This is a genomic window from Sanguibacteroides justesenii, assembly GCF_003204205.1.
Classification (GTDB): domain Bacteria; phylum Bacteroidota; class Bacteroidia; order Bacteroidales; family Marinifilaceae; genus Gabonibacter; species Gabonibacter massiliensis.
In genome coordinates this window covers 26,501-42,573 of the sequence record NZ_QJPL01000002.1, presented here as the reverse complement: position 1 = coordinate 42,573, position 16,073 = coordinate 26,501, and the positions used below count along the sequence as shown (strand labels likewise).

General features: G+C 40.5%; 15 protein-coding genes and 1 tRNA gene. 9 read left to right on the top strand and 7 right to left on the bottom strand.

Annotated features, from left to right (window positions below):
- Positions 1-151: 151 nt before the first annotated feature.
- The 5 genes from DMB45_RS03160 to DMB45_RS14685 all read right to left on the bottom strand — a co-directional run bounded on the left by DMB45_RS03160 (position 152) and on the right by DMB45_RS14685 (position 4,605).
- The gene (locus DMB45_RS03160) at positions 152-1,120 is read right to left on the bottom strand and encodes an NAD-dependent epimerase/dehydratase family protein (RefSeq protein ID WP_041503129.1); all 969 of its coding nucleotides are present in this window, start codon (positions 1,118-1,120) and stop codon (positions 152-154) included.
- 100 nt (positions 1,121-1,220) lie between these two features.
- Positions 1,221-1,706 carry a ribonuclease HI gene (gene rnhA, locus DMB45_RS03155; RefSeq protein ID WP_110688445.1) on the bottom strand — a complete coding sequence of 162 codons (486 nt, stop codon included), beginning with the start codon at positions 1,704-1,706 and terminating at the stop codon, positions 1,221-1,223.
- A gap of 1 nt (position 1,707) precedes the next feature.
- Complete coding sequence (locus tag DMB45_RS03150; protein WP_041503127.1) at positions 1,708-2,718, bottom strand: DUF3089 domain-containing protein; 1,011 nt, start codon at positions 2,716-2,718, stop codon at positions 1,708-1,710.
- A gap of 219 nt (positions 2,719-2,937) precedes the next feature.
- Positions 2,938-4,266 (bottom strand): metal-dependent hydrolase family protein, encoded by a 1,329-nt coding sequence (locus tag DMB45_RS03145; protein ID WP_041505299.1) that lies wholly within the window; start codon positions 4,264-4,266, stop codon positions 2,938-2,940.
- 171 nt (positions 4,267-4,437) lie between these two features.
- Positions 4,438-4,605, bottom strand: a complete 168-nt coding sequence (locus DMB45_RS14685; RefSeq protein WP_154665530.1) for a hypothetical protein — start codon at positions 4,603-4,605, stop codon at positions 4,438-4,440.
- A 208-nt stretch (positions 4,606-4,813) separates the two neighbouring features.
- Between DMB45_RS14685 and DMB45_RS03140 the strand changes: the two genes are divergently transcribed.
- The 3 genes from DMB45_RS03140 to DMB45_RS03130 all read left to right on the top strand — a co-directional run bounded on the left by DMB45_RS03140 (position 4,814) and on the right by DMB45_RS03130 (position 8,106).
- Complete coding sequence (locus tag DMB45_RS03140) at positions 4,814-6,694, top strand: heavy metal translocating P-type ATPase (RefSeq protein WP_110688444.1); 1,881 nt, start codon at positions 4,814-4,816, stop codon at positions 6,692-6,694.
- Between the two features lie 5 nt (positions 6,695-6,699).
- Positions 6,700-7,122 (top strand): Fur family transcriptional regulator, encoded by a 423-nt coding sequence (locus tag DMB45_RS03135; RefSeq protein WP_059026772.1) that lies wholly within the window; start codon positions 6,700-6,702, stop codon positions 7,120-7,122.
- 537 nt (positions 7,123-7,659) lie between these two features.
- A complete protein-coding gene (locus DMB45_RS03130) occupies positions 7,660-8,106 on the top strand; it encodes a hypothetical protein (protein ID WP_146216412.1) in 447 nt (148 codons plus the stop codon).
- Between the two features lie 325 nt (positions 8,107-8,431).
- Here the strand turns inward: DMB45_RS03130 and DMB45_RS03125 are convergent.
- Positions 8,432-8,506: transfer RNA gene (locus DMB45_RS03125), tRNA-Val, on the bottom strand.
- Between the two features lie 375 nt (positions 8,507-8,881).
- On the opposite strand from DMB45_RS03125, the gene DMB45_RS03120 reads away from it, so the two are divergent.
- The 4 genes from DMB45_RS03120 to DMB45_RS03105 all read left to right on the top strand — a co-directional run bounded on the left by DMB45_RS03120 (position 8,882) and on the right by DMB45_RS03105 (position 11,831).
- Positions 8,882-9,355, top strand: coding sequence for a Dps family protein (locus tag DMB45_RS03120; RefSeq protein ID WP_041503468.1), 474 nt, complete (start codon positions 8,882-8,884; stop codon positions 9,353-9,355).
- A 173-nt stretch (positions 9,356-9,528) separates the two neighbouring features.
- Positions 9,529-10,407, top strand: coding sequence for a TonB family protein (locus DMB45_RS03115; protein ID WP_110688442.1), 879 nt, complete (start codon positions 9,529-9,531; stop codon positions 10,405-10,407).
- Positions 10,408-10,593: 186 nt separating this feature from the next.
- Complete coding sequence (locus DMB45_RS03110) at positions 10,594-11,505, top strand: DnaJ C-terminal domain-containing protein (protein WP_041503120.1); 912 nt, start codon at positions 10,594-10,596, stop codon at positions 11,503-11,505.
- An 11-nt stretch (positions 11,506-11,516) separates the two neighbouring features.
- On the top strand, positions 11,517-11,831 hold the full coding sequence (locus DMB45_RS03105; RefSeq protein ID WP_041503119.1) for a chaperone modulator CbpM: 315 nt from the start codon (positions 11,517-11,519) through the stop codon (positions 11,829-11,831).
- Between the two features lie 82 nt (positions 11,832-11,913).
- Here DMB45_RS03105 and DMB45_RS03100 read toward each other — a convergent pair whose 3' ends face one another.
- A complete protein-coding gene (locus DMB45_RS03100) occupies positions 11,914-12,837 on the bottom strand; it encodes a DMT family transporter (RefSeq protein ID WP_110688441.1) in 924 nt (307 codons plus the stop codon).
- 282 nt (positions 12,838-13,119) lie between these two features.
- Here DMB45_RS03100 and DMB45_RS03095 point away from each other — a divergent pair, with 282 nt between their 5' ends.
- Both DMB45_RS03095 and DMB45_RS14680 read left to right on the top strand, forming a co-directional pair.
- Complete coding sequence (locus DMB45_RS03095) at positions 13,120-14,340, top strand: dicarboxylate/amino acid:cation symporter (protein ID WP_110688440.1); 1,221 nt, start codon at positions 13,120-13,122, stop codon at positions 14,338-14,340.
- Positions 14,341-14,611: 271 nt separating this feature from the next.
- Complete coding sequence (locus tag DMB45_RS14680) at positions 14,612-16,072, top strand: DUF6973 domain-containing protein (protein WP_181416484.1); 1,461 nt, start codon at positions 14,612-14,614, stop codon at positions 16,070-16,072.
- Position 16,073: the final 1 nt, after the last annotated feature.

Genomic DNA, 16,073 nt, shown 5'->3' with positions numbered 1-16,073 from the left:
TTTAAATAGCACTTTGACCCCGTCCCAAAGTGCTATTATAATTGCTCGTTCAGACGGCTGACGGAGGTATTCGAAATAAAATTCGGAAGAATAAAAAATGGCTTTCGGATTATTACACCCGAAAGCCATTTATGAGTAAATAGGGAAGTTCTTATTTGATCAATCCCTTATCGAATTTTTCTTTTACCTTAACGAGCATATCGTTTGTCATGCTGGTTAAATCGTATTTCGGAGCCCAACCCCACTCTTGGCGGGCACAGGTATCGTCCATGCTATTAGGCCAGCTGTTGGCGATGGCTTGTTTTACCGGGTCGATTTGGTAGTCCATCTTAAATTCCGGTATGTGTTTGCGGATTTCTGCGGCTATTTGCTCCGGTTCGAAACTCATGGAAGCGATATTGAAGCTGTTCCGGTGTTTTAACTTGGTCGGATCGGCTTCCATCAATTGAACCACGGCATTCAATGCATCCGGCATATACATCATATCCATGTATGTACCTGCTTGAACGTTACAGGTAAAGGAACCTTTGCGAATGGCATCGTAATAAATTTCAACGGCATAATCGGTGGTGCCTCCGCCGGGTAGGGTTACGTAAGAGATCAACCCCGGGAAACGTACGCTTCTCGTGTCGACTCCGAAACGATGGAAATAATAATCGCTTAAAAGTTCTCCCGTTACCTTGCAAACACCGTAAATGGTCGTGTTGGACCGTTGTAAGGTGTCTTGAGGTGTTTTATCTTTAGGGGTATCGTTACCGAAGGCACCGATAGAACTCGGCGTGAACACGGCGCAATTGTTATCTTTAGCGATATACAAGGAGTTGGTTAATGCTCCGATATTGATATCCCAGGCTAATTTCGGGTTTTTTTCTCCGGTAGCGGATAATAGGGCCACCAGATTGAAAATGGTATCGATACCGTATTTTTTAACGATAGCGGTGTAAGCTTCTCCATCCAAAGCGTTTAATGCTTCGAATGGTCCGGCTTCTGCCAATGCTTTACATTTATCAGCGCTGATATCGGCTGCCACTACATTGTTGTTTCCATAAATGGATCTTAAATGAGGAACAAGTTCTGAACCGATTTGTCCCCCTGCTCCGACGATTAATATTTTTTTCATCCCAATTGTTTTTTGATGAACGATTTACTTTTGTTTGTTCTCGCGAAAGTAATTATTTAATGTGATCGTTGGATTAACAAAACGAAATTTTTTTTGTCTTTCAACTAAAAATATTTTCGTCGGATCGACCGATAGCTTCGTAATAGTCATCTATTTGTAGGTGTGTACTTTTATAAGCTTCAACGGCGAGTTGGTCGCATCTCTCGTTTTCCGGGACATTGGCATGACCTTTTATCCAAATAAATTTCACCTGGTGTTTTCGGTAGAGAGATAAAAATTTTTTCCATAAATCCGGATTTTTCTTGTTTTTAAACCCTTTTTTTTCCCATCCGAAAACCCATCCTTTTTCTACCGCATCGACTACGTATTTCGAATCCGAATAAACAGTCACGTTACAATGATCGAACCTTAGCGCATTCAGCCCGATGATAACGGCAAGTAATTCCATGCGGTTATTGGTGGTAAGGCGAAAGCCTTCCGATAGCTCCTTCCGGTGGGGACCGGAGATCAGGACTACCCCATAGCCTCCGGGGCCGGGATTGCCGCTTGCTGCTCCGTCTGTATAAATGGTAATATTGCGAGACATATTATAGAATAGGTGTTTTTTGATAAGCGTGGATTCTGTCGATCACGTTTTTTCGAAGATTTTTGAAATAGAGATTTAATTCCTGTACATGTAAATTTCCTTTGGGAAAAATGCGGGCAATGGAAGGAATGAAATAGGGATCGGGATCGATGTCCGGAACAATAAGTACATGATAAACCGGGTCTATACGCGCTCCGGTAAAGCAGGCTGAATCTGATTTGATATTTCCCTTTCTGTCAAAAAATACGGTTCCCCGGTTCAATGACCGGTTAGCATAGGTCGTATCGGTTTTCCAGTTGAGAGGATTAATACACACCTTGTTATCTTTGAATAATGGAGCGATAGCATTGGTGTCCGTAACACTATTGAAACAGACGATTACACCCGTATCCGTGGAGTCTTTGGCCGGGCGTAGATGGGGATAGTGGTCCAGTTCCTCTTTTGTAATGAAAAAACCGATCGGATAAGCGGCCACAAGTTGCCGGTAATTGGCGGCGTTTAATTTGTGTTTGAGTAACTCGATAACCGATTTCGCCCCTTGACTATGACCGGCCAGAATAAAAGGACGTCCCTGATTATAGTGTTTGAGGTAGTAATCAAAAGCATGTTCGATATCTTGTAAAGCTATCGGATAACGTTGGCTCGTAATTCTCTCTCCGTTCATCCACGATTCCATGGTAATCTGTCGATAATAGGGGGAGAAAAAGTTACAACTGTCGGCAAAAACCCGTTTCCCCAACAAAATGGCGGGAGTTAACATGAGGCGTTGCTTTTTATTTTTGATATCCATATGGTGAAGGGTATCTCCCTGATCGTTTTTCCAATCCCATATACAGGTCGGAGCGATATAAAAAACATCCGTTTTTTTATCGAAAGTCATTTTCCCGGGTTGAAACCAACTGATGGTGTCGGCATAATTCGGAGGAGCCGGTAGTTTCGGGTTTGACGTTCGGCAAGCATAAACCATCAGCATGCATGAAATCAAAATAAAAAAGAGTTTGTCTTTCTTCATAAAGCGGGTAATCGGTTCGTGAACGAGACAAAAGTAATGAATTTGTTTTTAGTTTACCCCGGGAGAGGCCCTTATTTAAAGTGTGCAAATAAAAAGTCGGCCGAGAGGAGATGAATGAACAAATATCGAAAATACAGCAGGTAGTTGCGTCATTTGCTGTTGCTATTCTCATTTTTATCCGCCCGGCCGATAAATTATGTTTGTTGTATGAAAAAAATATTATAATTCGTTTTTGTAGATTTTACCGTCTTTCATAATGAATTTCAGATTCTTTTGAAAATCGACGACCACCTGAATATCTTGCAAGGGGTTACCTTCGTATATCAACAGATCGGCATAGGCACCTTCTTTGATAACTCCCAATTCTCCGTCGGGGTAAGGATTGAGTTTTCCTGACAAGGCGAATAGTTCGGCATTCAGAGAGGTAGCTTGTTTCAACACTTCTACCGGAGTATACCATCTTACTCTACTGGTGAATTCTGCCATACTTTGAGGTGCGATACCGAGATTCCCGAATACATCGCTTCCGAAAGCAACTTTAACACCGTATTTTTTGGCCAGATTCATTTCGTTTTCCGCTCCTTTTCGTACTTCGAGAAATTTTTGTGGATTCGAAGAAGTTGCCGGATCTCTCATTGTCCAATAGCTTTGAGGAACTAAAAAAGCATCCTTTTCTTTGATCATTTTCATAGCCTCTTCATTGATCAACTGCCCGTGTTCGATACTTTTTACCCCGGCATTAAGTGCCCGGATGATAGCGGCAGGGGTATAGACGTGGACTCCGACATAAGTACCCCAATCGGAAGCCGCTTGTACTCCGGCTTCTAATTCTTCTTGCGTGAATTGAATCGTATGTATGGGGTCCGATTTACTTGTAATTCCTCCTCCTGCCATCATTTTGACTTGAGTGGCTCCGTGCCGGAAGTTTTCTCTAACAGCATTTAGAATTTCACTGCGTCCGTCTACGATATAGGACCAACCCTGTAGTTGGAAAAAGTTTGCGTTGTTTCCTGTCCAATGCGGGTTCATATCGTTAGGGTTTCGCATATCCCCGTGTCCGGCGGTTTGGCTGATGATCGCTCCTGACGGATAAATACGAGGTCCGGGAATTAACCCTTCGTCAATGGCTTGTTTAAGACCTTGTACGGGACCACCCATATCCCTGATCGTCGTGAATCCCTGCATTAGAAATTGTTCTGCCATTTTGGTCGCTCTGATAGCCAAATAGGCCCAATTGGCGTTATTGTAGGCTTTATCCATGGGCATGGTAAACATCAGGTGAAGATGGGCATCCGATAATCCGGGAATTAGCGTATTGCCTTTACCGTCAATGATTTTAGCGCCGGCAGGTATGGTAACACGCGGGGCTACTTGTTTGATATGGTTTCCTACAATTAAAACCTGATAATTGTTTTTTAAAGAGTTGCCTATCCCATCCCAAACATTTACATTGGTGATGATAATAATTTGATCTTGAGTCGGTTCGGCTTTGGACGTCGAATACCATAAAGTGATCATTAACGGGAGAATTAGACGGAATATTTTCATAAAAATTCATATTATGTTGAATTATTCGTTTTCCAGTGTAAAAAAGTTACACCGAAAACGACAAATGATAGTTATTTGTAAAATCGAGAAAATTTTAATGAGATGGGCCGAAAAGATTTATTTCAGGGTATTTTACATGTTCTTCTCGGTCCATCGTTATGGATTTAAATCTCATTGCTTTTTTTTCTTTTTCTTGAATTCCTCTTCATCGAACTGGGTTTGTTCCATTTGCGAGGTTCCTACCCAAGGTTTGTCTTGTTTTGACGAAATGTTCTTGACAGCGTGTTTGTCTTCTTCGTGATCCTTTTTTCCTTTGGTTTGTTTTTTCTCTTTTTCCATGATAGTTTATTTTGATGTTAGCGTTTGTACCAAAGAAACGAGTCGGCCTGAGAACAGGTTTCCAAAATTCCTCCTTATTATTATTAAATATAGTATTGAAAGTTGAAACGTTCTCTTTGAGATAAAAAATACCTGTTTCGATGGCTTTCTGCAATTTTGCAACTTAGTTGCAAGGGTTTGATCTTATTTTTGTCATAAAAACAATAAGATGATGAAAAAATATAGAGCAGAATTGTTTTCCTTCCTGTTTTTGATAGGTGGAATTTTAATGGACGAATTCGGTGGAGAGTGGTTTCGGCAACCCTATGTGCGGTTTATATGGTTCTTTGTTGCGGCTCTTCCGGTTACGTTTCCCGTTTTAAGAGAAGCGTGGAAGAGTATTTGTGAAAAAGACTTTTTCAACGAGTTTATGTTAATGGGATTGGCTGCGATCGGAGCCTTTTATATCGGAGAATACCCGGAAGGAGTAGCGGTGATGTTGTTTTATGCTGTTGGCGAACGGTTTCAGGATCATGCCGTGGGTAGAGCGCAGGATAATATAAAGGCATTATTGGATGTCCGGCCCGATACGGCATCCGTAATAAGAGAAGGTGAACGGTTGAAAGTATCTCCCGAAGAGGTGGAGGTCGGAGAAATCGTAGAGATCAGAGCGGGGGAGAGAGTTCCCCTGGATGGCGAATTATTGAGCGAAAAAGGCACTTTCAACACGGCGGCTTTAACCGGAGAAAGCGTTCCCCGGGTTTTTCGCAGGGAGGAGACCGTATTGGCCGGAATGATATCCACCGATAGAACGGTGGAAATACGGGTTACCCGAGCGTATGACCAGAGTGCGTTGGCCCGAATATTGACTTTGGTGCAGGAGGCATCCGAAAGAAAAGCTCCGGCTGAGCTGTTGATCCGTCGGCTTGCCCGTGTTTATACTCCTGTCGTGACCGGCTTGGCATTGTCGATTGTCTTGATCCCGTTTTTCTACTCTTTGATGCGTCCCGGATTCGAATATGTGTTTAACGATTGGTTATACCGGGGATTGGTCTTTTTGGTGATTTCATGTCCTTGTGCTTTGGTGGTCAGTATACCTTTGGGATATTTCGGAGGAATCGGGGCAGCTTCCCGTTTAGGAGTACTTTTTAAGGGGGGTAATTATCTGGATGCCATTACGAAGATCAACACGGTAGTATTCGATAAAACGGGAACGTTGACTCAAGGGGTTTTCGACGTGCAAGCTATCGATAATGCCGGAATCGTTTCGGATAGAGAGTTGCTTCGTTTGATCGCCTCTGTGGAGGAAGGCAGCAATCATCCGATAGCCAAGGCTATTGTGAAATACGCACGGAACTGCAAGGTGGAGTTTTCTCCGGTAAAAGACGTGACGGAGATGGCCGGTTACGGGTTAAAGGCGTCGATAGCCGGGAAGGAGATTTTGGTCGGTAACGCTCGTTTGCTGGTGAAAGAAGGGATCGCTTTTCCGTCAGCCATTAGGCAGATTCCGGAAACCATCGTGATTTGTGCGGCGGATAAGCGATATATCGGTTATCTTCTTTTGGCTGATGCCGAAAAAGAAGATGCGTTGATTGCCGTTAAAGGACTTGAAGAATTAAAAATTCATAATATTCAGATCCTGTCCGGCGATAAACAGGCAATTGTTTCTAAATTAGCAAAACGTTTGGGTATCGGTAGAGCGTACGGGGATTTATTACCCGAGGGTAAGGTAGAACATATGGAGGAGTTGAAGAAAGATAAGGAAAATCGGATTGCTTTCGTGGGAGACGGATTGAATGATGCGCCGGTTTTAGCTTTAAGCGATGTCGGTATCGCCATGGGAGGGTTAGGTAGTGATGCCGCAATAGAGACGGCAGACGTGGTTATTCAAACGGATCAACCGAGTAAGATCGTAACGGCCATACAAGTAGGAAAACAGACGCATCGGGTGATCTGGCAAAACGTGACCTTGGCATTCAGCGTGAAAATGATCGTGTTGTTGCTGGGAGCCGGAGGCTTGGCTACTTTATGGGAGGCCGTATTTGCGGATGTCGGAGTCGCTTTGTTAGCCATATTGAATGCCATAAGGCTACAGAGATTAATAAAATAAGAGTTATGGATGACAAGATTTATTTGGATAAGTTCGCTCAAAGGGGGATAAAGCCCACTGCCATACGGATATTGATACTGAAAACAATGATGCGGTTTCAACGGGCCGTCTCTTTACTCGATATCGAAAATGCTTTGGATACGGTCGATAAATCGACAATATTCAGGGCGATTACCTTGTTTCTTGCTCATCATCTTATTCACGCGGTGGACGATGGTTCGGGTTCTTTGAAATACGCGGTATGCAGTAACGATTGTTCCTGTGAAGTGGACGATCTGCATACCCATTTTTATTGTGAGAAATGCCACCGCACATTTTGTTTTAAGAACGTCCATGTGCCCGTTGTGGAAATTCCCGACGGATTTTCCGTGCGAAGCGTGAATTATGTTTTAAAAGGTTTGTGTGCGGATTGTAGGGTTCATGAATAGAATATGAGATCCGAATGGAAATTTTATCGCAAATTTAAATAATGATAAAAATGGATTCCCTTTTAAAAAGAATAACTTGCGATTGGGTGATTGACTTCTCGATTTTCAGTATGCCGTTTTTATTCTTTCTGTTTTAATATTCTCGAGAGGATCTCTTTTTTACTGATGATAATGGACATGTTGAGGTTTATGCGCATTTTCATGTAAGTATAGTGGTAGTACGTTTTCGGAGACATGGTATTCAAATTATGTATTAATTTTAGATGTTTGTCAAAAATATTTTATAGTTTTCTTAGAAAGTTAGTGGAATGGCATGAATGGTGACTGATTAAAGTCTCCAAGTGAATGAATGTGTTATTGATGTATGTAGTTGGAATTGAATGATAATAGTCGATGATTAAACATTGGTATCTTTTATTTTTGTCACAATTCTAAAAATATTAATTAATACAAAGTATATATAAAAATATTTTTATATATTTACAATATAATATGATTCTTTTTGACGAAAATATTATTGTGCTAATTTTTAAAATTATGATTCCAAGAGCATTACTAATTATAGCTATACTATATTCTTGTTGTATAACCGTGTTTATGAGGGCCTGCCAACAAAATGAAAATTTCGAGCAAATGGAAGAATCATCGTATGCTATAAGGTATGCGGATTCAGCCTATCTCGAAATTGAAGGAAATTTGAATGATGCCAAAATTTTATGGGGAAATAAGGATGTGTATACACGTGCATTAAAACGTATGGAACAAAATGTGTTGATAAATAATAATCGTTTTGAATCATCTATGAAGAACGGAAGGGAACTAAATGTTTCCGAGAACTTGTTTAATCATTTTGTTTCTAAATGGGATTACTGGAATAAATTACTGGAAAAAGGCGATAAAGTAATTGTTAGAAACAAATTAAATCACTATTCTGTCGTGAATAAAACTGAAGCGGGAGATACCGCGAAATGGAAAAAACTTTAGTAATATAGCTATGTGATATGTATGAAATAGCACAGAAGGAACGGGTGAAGTTGATTATTTTTAATTGCGGATTTTAGATTAAAAGATGGGATGATTGCGGAGATTTAGTGATTGGGGAGATAAAGGGATTCTGTGATTAAAATGATTTATGGTTGGTTGATTATAAAGAAATACACGCTTTTGGGACACTATCGGCGCTGAAGGATGACGACTCGCTTTGCTCGTCGTCAACGCGTTACGAACCCGCTTTCCCTTCGTTCGAACCTTTTATGTTATGAGAAATTTTTGTGGAAATAAAAAAGAGGCTCTTTTGAACCTCTTTCTGTGGGCGCTGAGGGAGTCGAACCCCCGACCCTCTGGGTGTAAACCAGATGCTCTGAACCAACTGAGCTAAGCGCCCGTGCTATCTATGCGATTGCGGGTACAAATGTACAGCAAATTCCGAATAATCCAAAAGATTGGAGATTTTTTTTTAATGAAGAGAGTGCTTCGAGTGAAAGTGCATTTACATGTGATTTTTATTATTTGCGGGTAAATGGAAAAAAAGATGTCAAAAATAAAGTTTAATAGGATGTATATATAACTAATTTTCTATTGAAAGGTAAAAATTCAGATCGATTTATTATAAAATGTAAATATAAATATTTGAACAACAGTTGTTATAAATGATGTATATATAATTGTAAATATAATCGATTTGATTTATATTAATAAGCGACTTACATTTGTAACAGAAAAAATAACAAGAGTATAAACAAATTAAAAATAAATGAATATGAAGACGAATTTTATCGGATTGGACGCACAAAAATCAAAAGAAATCGTAAATCAGTTGAATGACCTTTTGGCTAATTACCAAATATTCTATCAAAATTTAAGAGGTTTCCATTGGAATATCAAAGGTAAGTTGTTTTTCGGTTTACACGCGAAATTTGAAGAGTATTATCGAGATGCGATGGATAAAGCGGATGAAATAGCAGAACGTATTCTTGCCTTGGGAGAAACTCCGCTTCATGCTTATTCCGATTATATGAAAAAATCGGATATAAAGGAGGTTGTCGGGGTGAGTGATCCGAATGTTTGTATAGAGGATATCGTTAAAAATTTGTTGATTCTTCTGAAGAAAGAACACCAGATTATGGCTTTGGCTGCCGAGGCGGGAGACGATGGGACTCAGGATATGATCAATCCTTATATTTCCGAGCAAGAAAAGACTTTATGGATGCTTCGTGCATATTTAAATGAATAGTTAAGTTTTGAATTTGAGTAATGACCGCCCGATGTAAATAGGGCGGTTATTTTTTGTAGGGGAGGAAAAATGTATAAAAGACCTAAATTTATAGGGGACAATTAGCAATTTTGTGATATAAATTGTAAGTTTACCTGATTTTTATAAAAAGAATTTCAAATAAACGAACAACTATGAATCATTTGAAAATGTATTACAATTTAGCTAAGACGGGAATAGTTTTAGGAATGATGCTGTTTGTCGGCCATGTATCGGAAGTGCGGGCTTCCGAGGTACGATTAGTCGATGAGGATACGACGATATGTGTGGTTGTCGACCAGAATCCGGTGTTTAAGGGAAATATAAATCAATGGATCGGGGAGAATGTGGTTTATCCGGAGGATGCCCAGAAAGAGGGTATCGAAGGACGGGTTTATATCTCTTTCGTCGTGGAAAAGGACGGGTCGATTACAAATGTAACGGTTGCTCGTTCGGTACATCCGCTATTGGACAAAGAGGGTATTCGGGTAATGTCCATGATGCCCAAATGGTCTCCGGCGTTGTTGGAGGGGAAGCCGGTACGCTATATGATAACTTATCCGATTACGTTTAAATTGCAAGCCGAAGAGGTTCCGCAATTGACCTATGAGCAATACATAGAGAATTTAATTAAAGAGAAGGAAGCATTGGCTGTGGAGAAGGCTTTATCGGCTGAAGAGCAAGCTAAGCGGGTTGAAGGATTAAAAAAAGAGTTAGGAGATGATGCTACCGTCTATGATCTGATGCTGAACAGATGCAACGAAATTAAGGGAGAGATCGATGGCCGGGTAAAAGAGGAAGCTAAAATATTAAAGTTGAAAAAAGCCGATGCTAAACTATTGGCTCAAATTTATCAAAAAGAGATTGACGGAAAAGTAGCTTTAATTCATGATTTCGGAAAAGATGGATTTATTAGTAAATACGTGGCGGGTGAGTCTGGGATGAGGAAGTTGGAATTGAATAAAATATTGGAGATACAATCTTTATTGAAAGATAAATTCAAAATCTATTTCGAACAGATTATTTTGAAATGATAGGTTCAATGTATTAAAAAACGGAGGGACTACTGACTTTTTGTCGGAGCCCCTTTTTTTATATGTCAATTTTTACGTGTAAAAGTTTTCAGCCTGTTTTTATCCGAACAGAAAATGAATTTTGTACGTATAATTACTATTAGGTACGATATTTGTTATTTATATAAAGTCTAAATTAATCAAAGCATGGCCTATATAGATTATTACAAAATTCTGGGGGTAGATAAAAAGGCTTCTCAGGAAGATATTAAAAAAGCATTTAAAAAATTAGCGCGAAAGCATCACCCCGATTTAAATCCGAATGATCCGAATGCGCAGCAACGATTTCAAGAGATCAACGAGGCAAACGAGGTGTTGAGCGATCCTGAAAAGAGAAAAAAATACGATCAATACGGGGAGAATTGGAAGCATGCCGATGAGTTTGAGGCGCAAAAACAGCGCTACGGACAGCAGGGAGGTTTCGGGGGAGGTTCTTATCAGTGGTCTTCGGAGGGAGGTTTTTCCGGTATGGGAGGAGACGGAGAGTTTTCTGATTTCTTTGAATCTTTGTTCGGTTCTCGCCGGGGAAGAGGGGGTGGAAATGCCGGTTTCCGCGGGCAGGATTACAATGCCGAGTTGCATTTGAGACTGCGAGATGCGGCTAAAACCCACAAACAGGTATTGAGTGTAAACGGGAAAAATATCCGAATTACCGTTCCTGCAGGCGTTGCAAACGGACAAATCATCAAGTTGAAAGGACAGGGAGGTCCGGGTGTAAACGGGGGGCCTGATGGAGATTTGTATATTACTTTCGTGATTGCGGAAGATTCGGTATTCAAACGTTTGGGTGACGATTTGTACGTCACGGCACCCTTGAACCTGTACACGGCTGTATTGGGTGGAGAGCAAACGGTAGAAACGTTGGACGGAAAAGTAAAGTTGAAAGTAAAACCCGGAACACAGAATAACGCTAAGGTCAGGTTACGGGGAAAGGGCTTTCCGGTTTATAAGCAAGATGGAAAATACGGAGATTTGATTGTGACCTATTCCGTGGAGGTTCCCACGAATTTGACGGAGAAGCAGAAAGAGTTGTTTAAAGAAATTCAGGGATTAAATTAAAAGACATTGTTATGGAAACAGATTTGATAATTGTTAGTGAATACTGTCAGAAATGCCATATAGATCCCTCGTTCATCGTGTTGCTGGAAGACGGAGGGCTTATTGATGTCCGGATCATTGGAGGTGAACACTATTTGTTGCTTTCTCAATTGCAAGAGTTGGAAAGATATACCCGGATGTATTATGATTTATCTATTAATATCGAAGGAATAGATGCCATTCGTCATCTGCTGGAACGAATGAAAGACATGCAGAACGAGATGGATCGGTTAAAACAAGAACTTCGGGTACTTCGTTCCGGGGAAGTGGAGTATTCGGAAGATTGATATTAAGTGCAATAAAATGCCTTATACCGCATGCCGATAAATGGGATGCGGTATTTTTTATGGAAAGAAGGGATATGACGGTTTATTGTTTTTCTTCCTGTTCGATGTCTGCACGAGACTTGCTTTGGGTAACGAAATAAACACCCGTAAAGACCAAGATAGCCGCAATCGGCTTGTCCCAGGACAGGTTGTCTTGTCCGATCAGGATTGCCACGACGGAAGCGATTAAGGGTTGGGCGTAATTATACATGCTGATCGTGGTCGGCCGGATTCGTTTCAATGCGACCGGAATGAGGAAATAAGCGAGGAAGGTAGCTCCGAATACGACATAAAATAGGCTTAGAATGGCGTTCCAGTTCGTTTCGTAAGTAAAGATTTTGGCTTCCTGCATGTCCGTGATACCAAATGGAATCGTGAGTAGAGTAGAAAAGAGAAACATCCATTTCATCAGGGTGACAGGAGTGTAGCGTTGGGCGATGGGGCGGGAGATCACCAGATAGGTGGCGTAGCTGACAGCGCTCAGAAAGCAATAGAGGTTACCGAGAAGCGAACTGCCTTGTCCTGCGGATGCGGATGCCGATTGCCAGATAATCAATAAGGCCCCACAGGCCCCGATAAATACTCCTCCCGCTTTTTTAGAGGTGATGGGTTCTTTTAGTATAAGGGCCGAAATGATCATGACTACCACGGGATTCATCGTGACGATAAGTCCGGCGTCGATAGGGGAGGTCATACCTAATCCGATAATAAAAAAGAGTTGGTTGACCGTCGTCCCGAGTACGGCACAAAAAAACAGGATTAATAAATCTTTTTTTGTAACTTTTTCGTTTATAAAGAAGATGGAGGCGAACCAGAAAGCGATGGCTCCGAACGCCATACGCGCGAAGGTAAGTCCCATGGGGCTAATCCATTCCGGCATCAGTGTTTTGGCGATCGGAATGTTCAGTCCGAAAAGAATGTTTGCGGAGAAGATGGCGATATGCCCGTGCCATTTATCTTTTGTCATGGATTACGTTCTTAATTTATTGCGAAAGTACTCTTTTTTAAACAGATTGTTTATGAATGGTAAAAAAATAGGAGGAAAAAGGCCTAACAAGCAGGGCTTTATTTTTTCTTATTTCTTTTTATGAACAAGGAGGTTGCGTAATAGGTGAAGAGGTATTAATTTGGGCGAGTTAAAAATTAATGTGATGCGAATTGGCGGTAACGTATTTGGGGTGGTAGAATTTTTGCGAGTAAACAAGGATGAGGGTGTAGCTGATTCGTGGAAAATAAATGATAAAAAAATATGAAAAAAAAGAGATTGGGTTTGTTACCGAAGGTGGCAATAGCTATAATACTCGGGGTAGTTTGTGGCTTCTTTTTTCCGGATTGGTTGGTTCGGATCTTTTTGACGATAAACGGATTATTCGGAAACTTCTTGGGCTTTATTATTCCTTTATTGATTTTGGGATTAGTGGCTCCCGGTATTGCAGATGTCGGTAAAGGAGCGGGACGTCTGTTAATGTTTACCGCTCTTTTAGCCTATGGGTTTACTATTTTTTCGGGCTTCTTTACTTATTTTACCTGTGATTTGACTTACCCGTGGTTGCTCGATACTGCGGAGCAATTGCATCCATTGGAAACGGCAAAAGGGGAGACTTTGACTCCCTACTTTACCGTGGCAATGCCGCCGTTAATGGATGTGATGACCTCCTTGCTTCTGGCTTTTACTTTGGGTTTGGGAATGTCTGTTATTAACGGGGGCACGCTGAAAGGGGCCATGGAAGATTTTAAAGATATCATCAATAGGGTAATCACGGGGGTTATTATTCCTTTATTGCCTCTTTATATTTTCGGTATTTTTTTAAATATTACCGGTTCCGGTCAGGTATCCGGGGTAATGGGTGTGTTCGTGAAAATTATTGTCGTAATTTTTATAATGACGATCATTCTATTGTTCATGCAATTCTTTATCGCCGGTTTTGTTTCCAAATCGAATCCTTTCCGGCTTTTCAAAAATATGCTTCCGGCCTATATGACAGCCTTGGGGACACAATCTTCTGCAGCCACTATTCCGGTTACGTTGGAGCAGACCATTAAGAACGGGGTCAATCGAGAAGTTGCCAGCTTTGTCATACCGCTTTGTGCGACCATTCATCTTTCCGGCAGTACGATGAAGATTGTTGCCTGTGCGATGGCTATCATGCTGATGTCCGGCATGGATATCTCCTTCGGGCAATTTGCCGGATTTATCTTGATGTTGGGTATTGCTATGGTGGCGGCTCCGGGAGTTCCCGGCGGGGCGATTATGGCGGCCTTGGGGTTGTTGCAATCCATGTTGGGTTTTGACGAAACGGCCCAGGGATTGATGATCGCCTTGTATATTGCGATGGATAGTTTCGGAACGGCTTGTAACGTGACCGGTGACGGAGCAATCGCCGTAATTATGAATCGCATCAGCAAATACGAATTAAAAGCTCATCCGGGAACCCGGGAAGAGCTGGAAGAGATTGTTTCGGTAGAGTAGGTTATTTTTCAGATATAGATAAACATGCCGCCTAATTATTAAGCGGCATGTTTTGTTATGTATTTCGTGTAATATAGGATGATTCTGGATTCGATTTGATTCTCGATTCTTTTTGCAGATAATTTTCTATTAAACAATTAAATATGCGCCTTGTGGCGTAATAGAGTAGTGTTTATTGTTGATGTATGTTTTATAATATTTGCAATAGATAAAATAATTTACAATATTGCAATGAGTTTAGATGATATATTGCTACTTAATAGTAAGCATTATGAAAAGAGTGATTTATTTTTTTATTCTCTCTATTTTATGGTATGGATGTGTTCACGAGTTAGGAGAGACAAGTAAAGTTGAAAGTATTTATTATGATGGTGATAATAAAGCCGGATTAAATCTTGTTAAAAAACTTGATGAACAAAATCAAAAGGAAGAATTAGAAAAGGTCCTTGATCTTAAGTGTATTCGTTTGGTATTGGACAACACTTGTTTTGGTATGGGGTTTCGGGAGGGATTACATTATCTTGTTCCCGTACAAAGTCGAGAGACAGGTGTAATTAACGGGTGTTTGATTTATAAAATAACAGATGATAAGAGAGGATCTTTAGAGTCGATAAAAACATCGGGAGAATTACATTTAATAGATCAAAAAGGGTATGATGCTTTACCTTATGAATTTCAGGCTATGCGTTCTGTCTTTTTTCAAAAATGGCAGAACGAAGGTTTAACTGTTGAATCATCTTTATGTATGCCGAAACAAGGTTTTGCGAAGAGTAAAACCGTGAATAATGGGGATGTGATTATTGAAAATAGCGTGGCCCGTGCTGTTGATCCGTTAGGTCCTGCGTATCTCAGCCATATTGATTATTATATAGAAATTGAAAATGGAATAATAGATGGAGAGTCTGTTATATATGGGGTGAGCTATGAAACGAGAAACGAAATATTTTGGAGAAATGGTCGCTTGCTTGAACAGAGAGTACAAACAACAAAAAATCCGGAAATTGTTGTTGAAATGGAATGGGTTAAGATAATTTTAAATACTCACGGCCCATTAACAGAAAAAAAGTATGGTGATGTACTAAAAGCGTATATGTATCGTTGTAAAGATGCTTTCAAAACCAAGGCAGGGGTGGTGGATGTTTATTTTACTATTCGATTGTTGAACGGTTCTGGTTCTGGATCTTCTTCGGGAGGGAGTAGTGGTGGCTCGGGAGGAAGTGGTGGTTCGGGCGGTACTTCAGGTGAATATGAACACACGGAAGCGGAGCTGGCGGAATTAGGGATAGATTTGGAGACATTTCAGTTAGACCCTTATGATAAAATTCCTGAATTAACGCTTGAAGAAATAATTTTAGTTACGAGGTTTCCCTTGCAAGCTTTGGAAATTAGGAAAAATGCTGAAATTGCGGAAAGAGAGACAGAAGCATTATTCGGGAAAAATGGATGGAATGATAAAAGTGATGCTTTTCGGCATTGTTATTTTAATATTTTAAATTCTATCAGTTGTGGTGTCGTATTGGCAAGACGTTTTGGGAATGCGCATGAAGAGCGTTCAGACCAAAATGCTTTGGAAAAGAGAATGGATTTGCATAATAATAAAGTCGGATATGATATATTTAAAAAATATTCGGGTCTGGATAAAAGATCTGCCAGTGATAAAGCAATGGATGCCTTAAATAATGGCGATTTATTATATGAGAAAAATGGAGAACTTATTCCAACGAATCAATAAA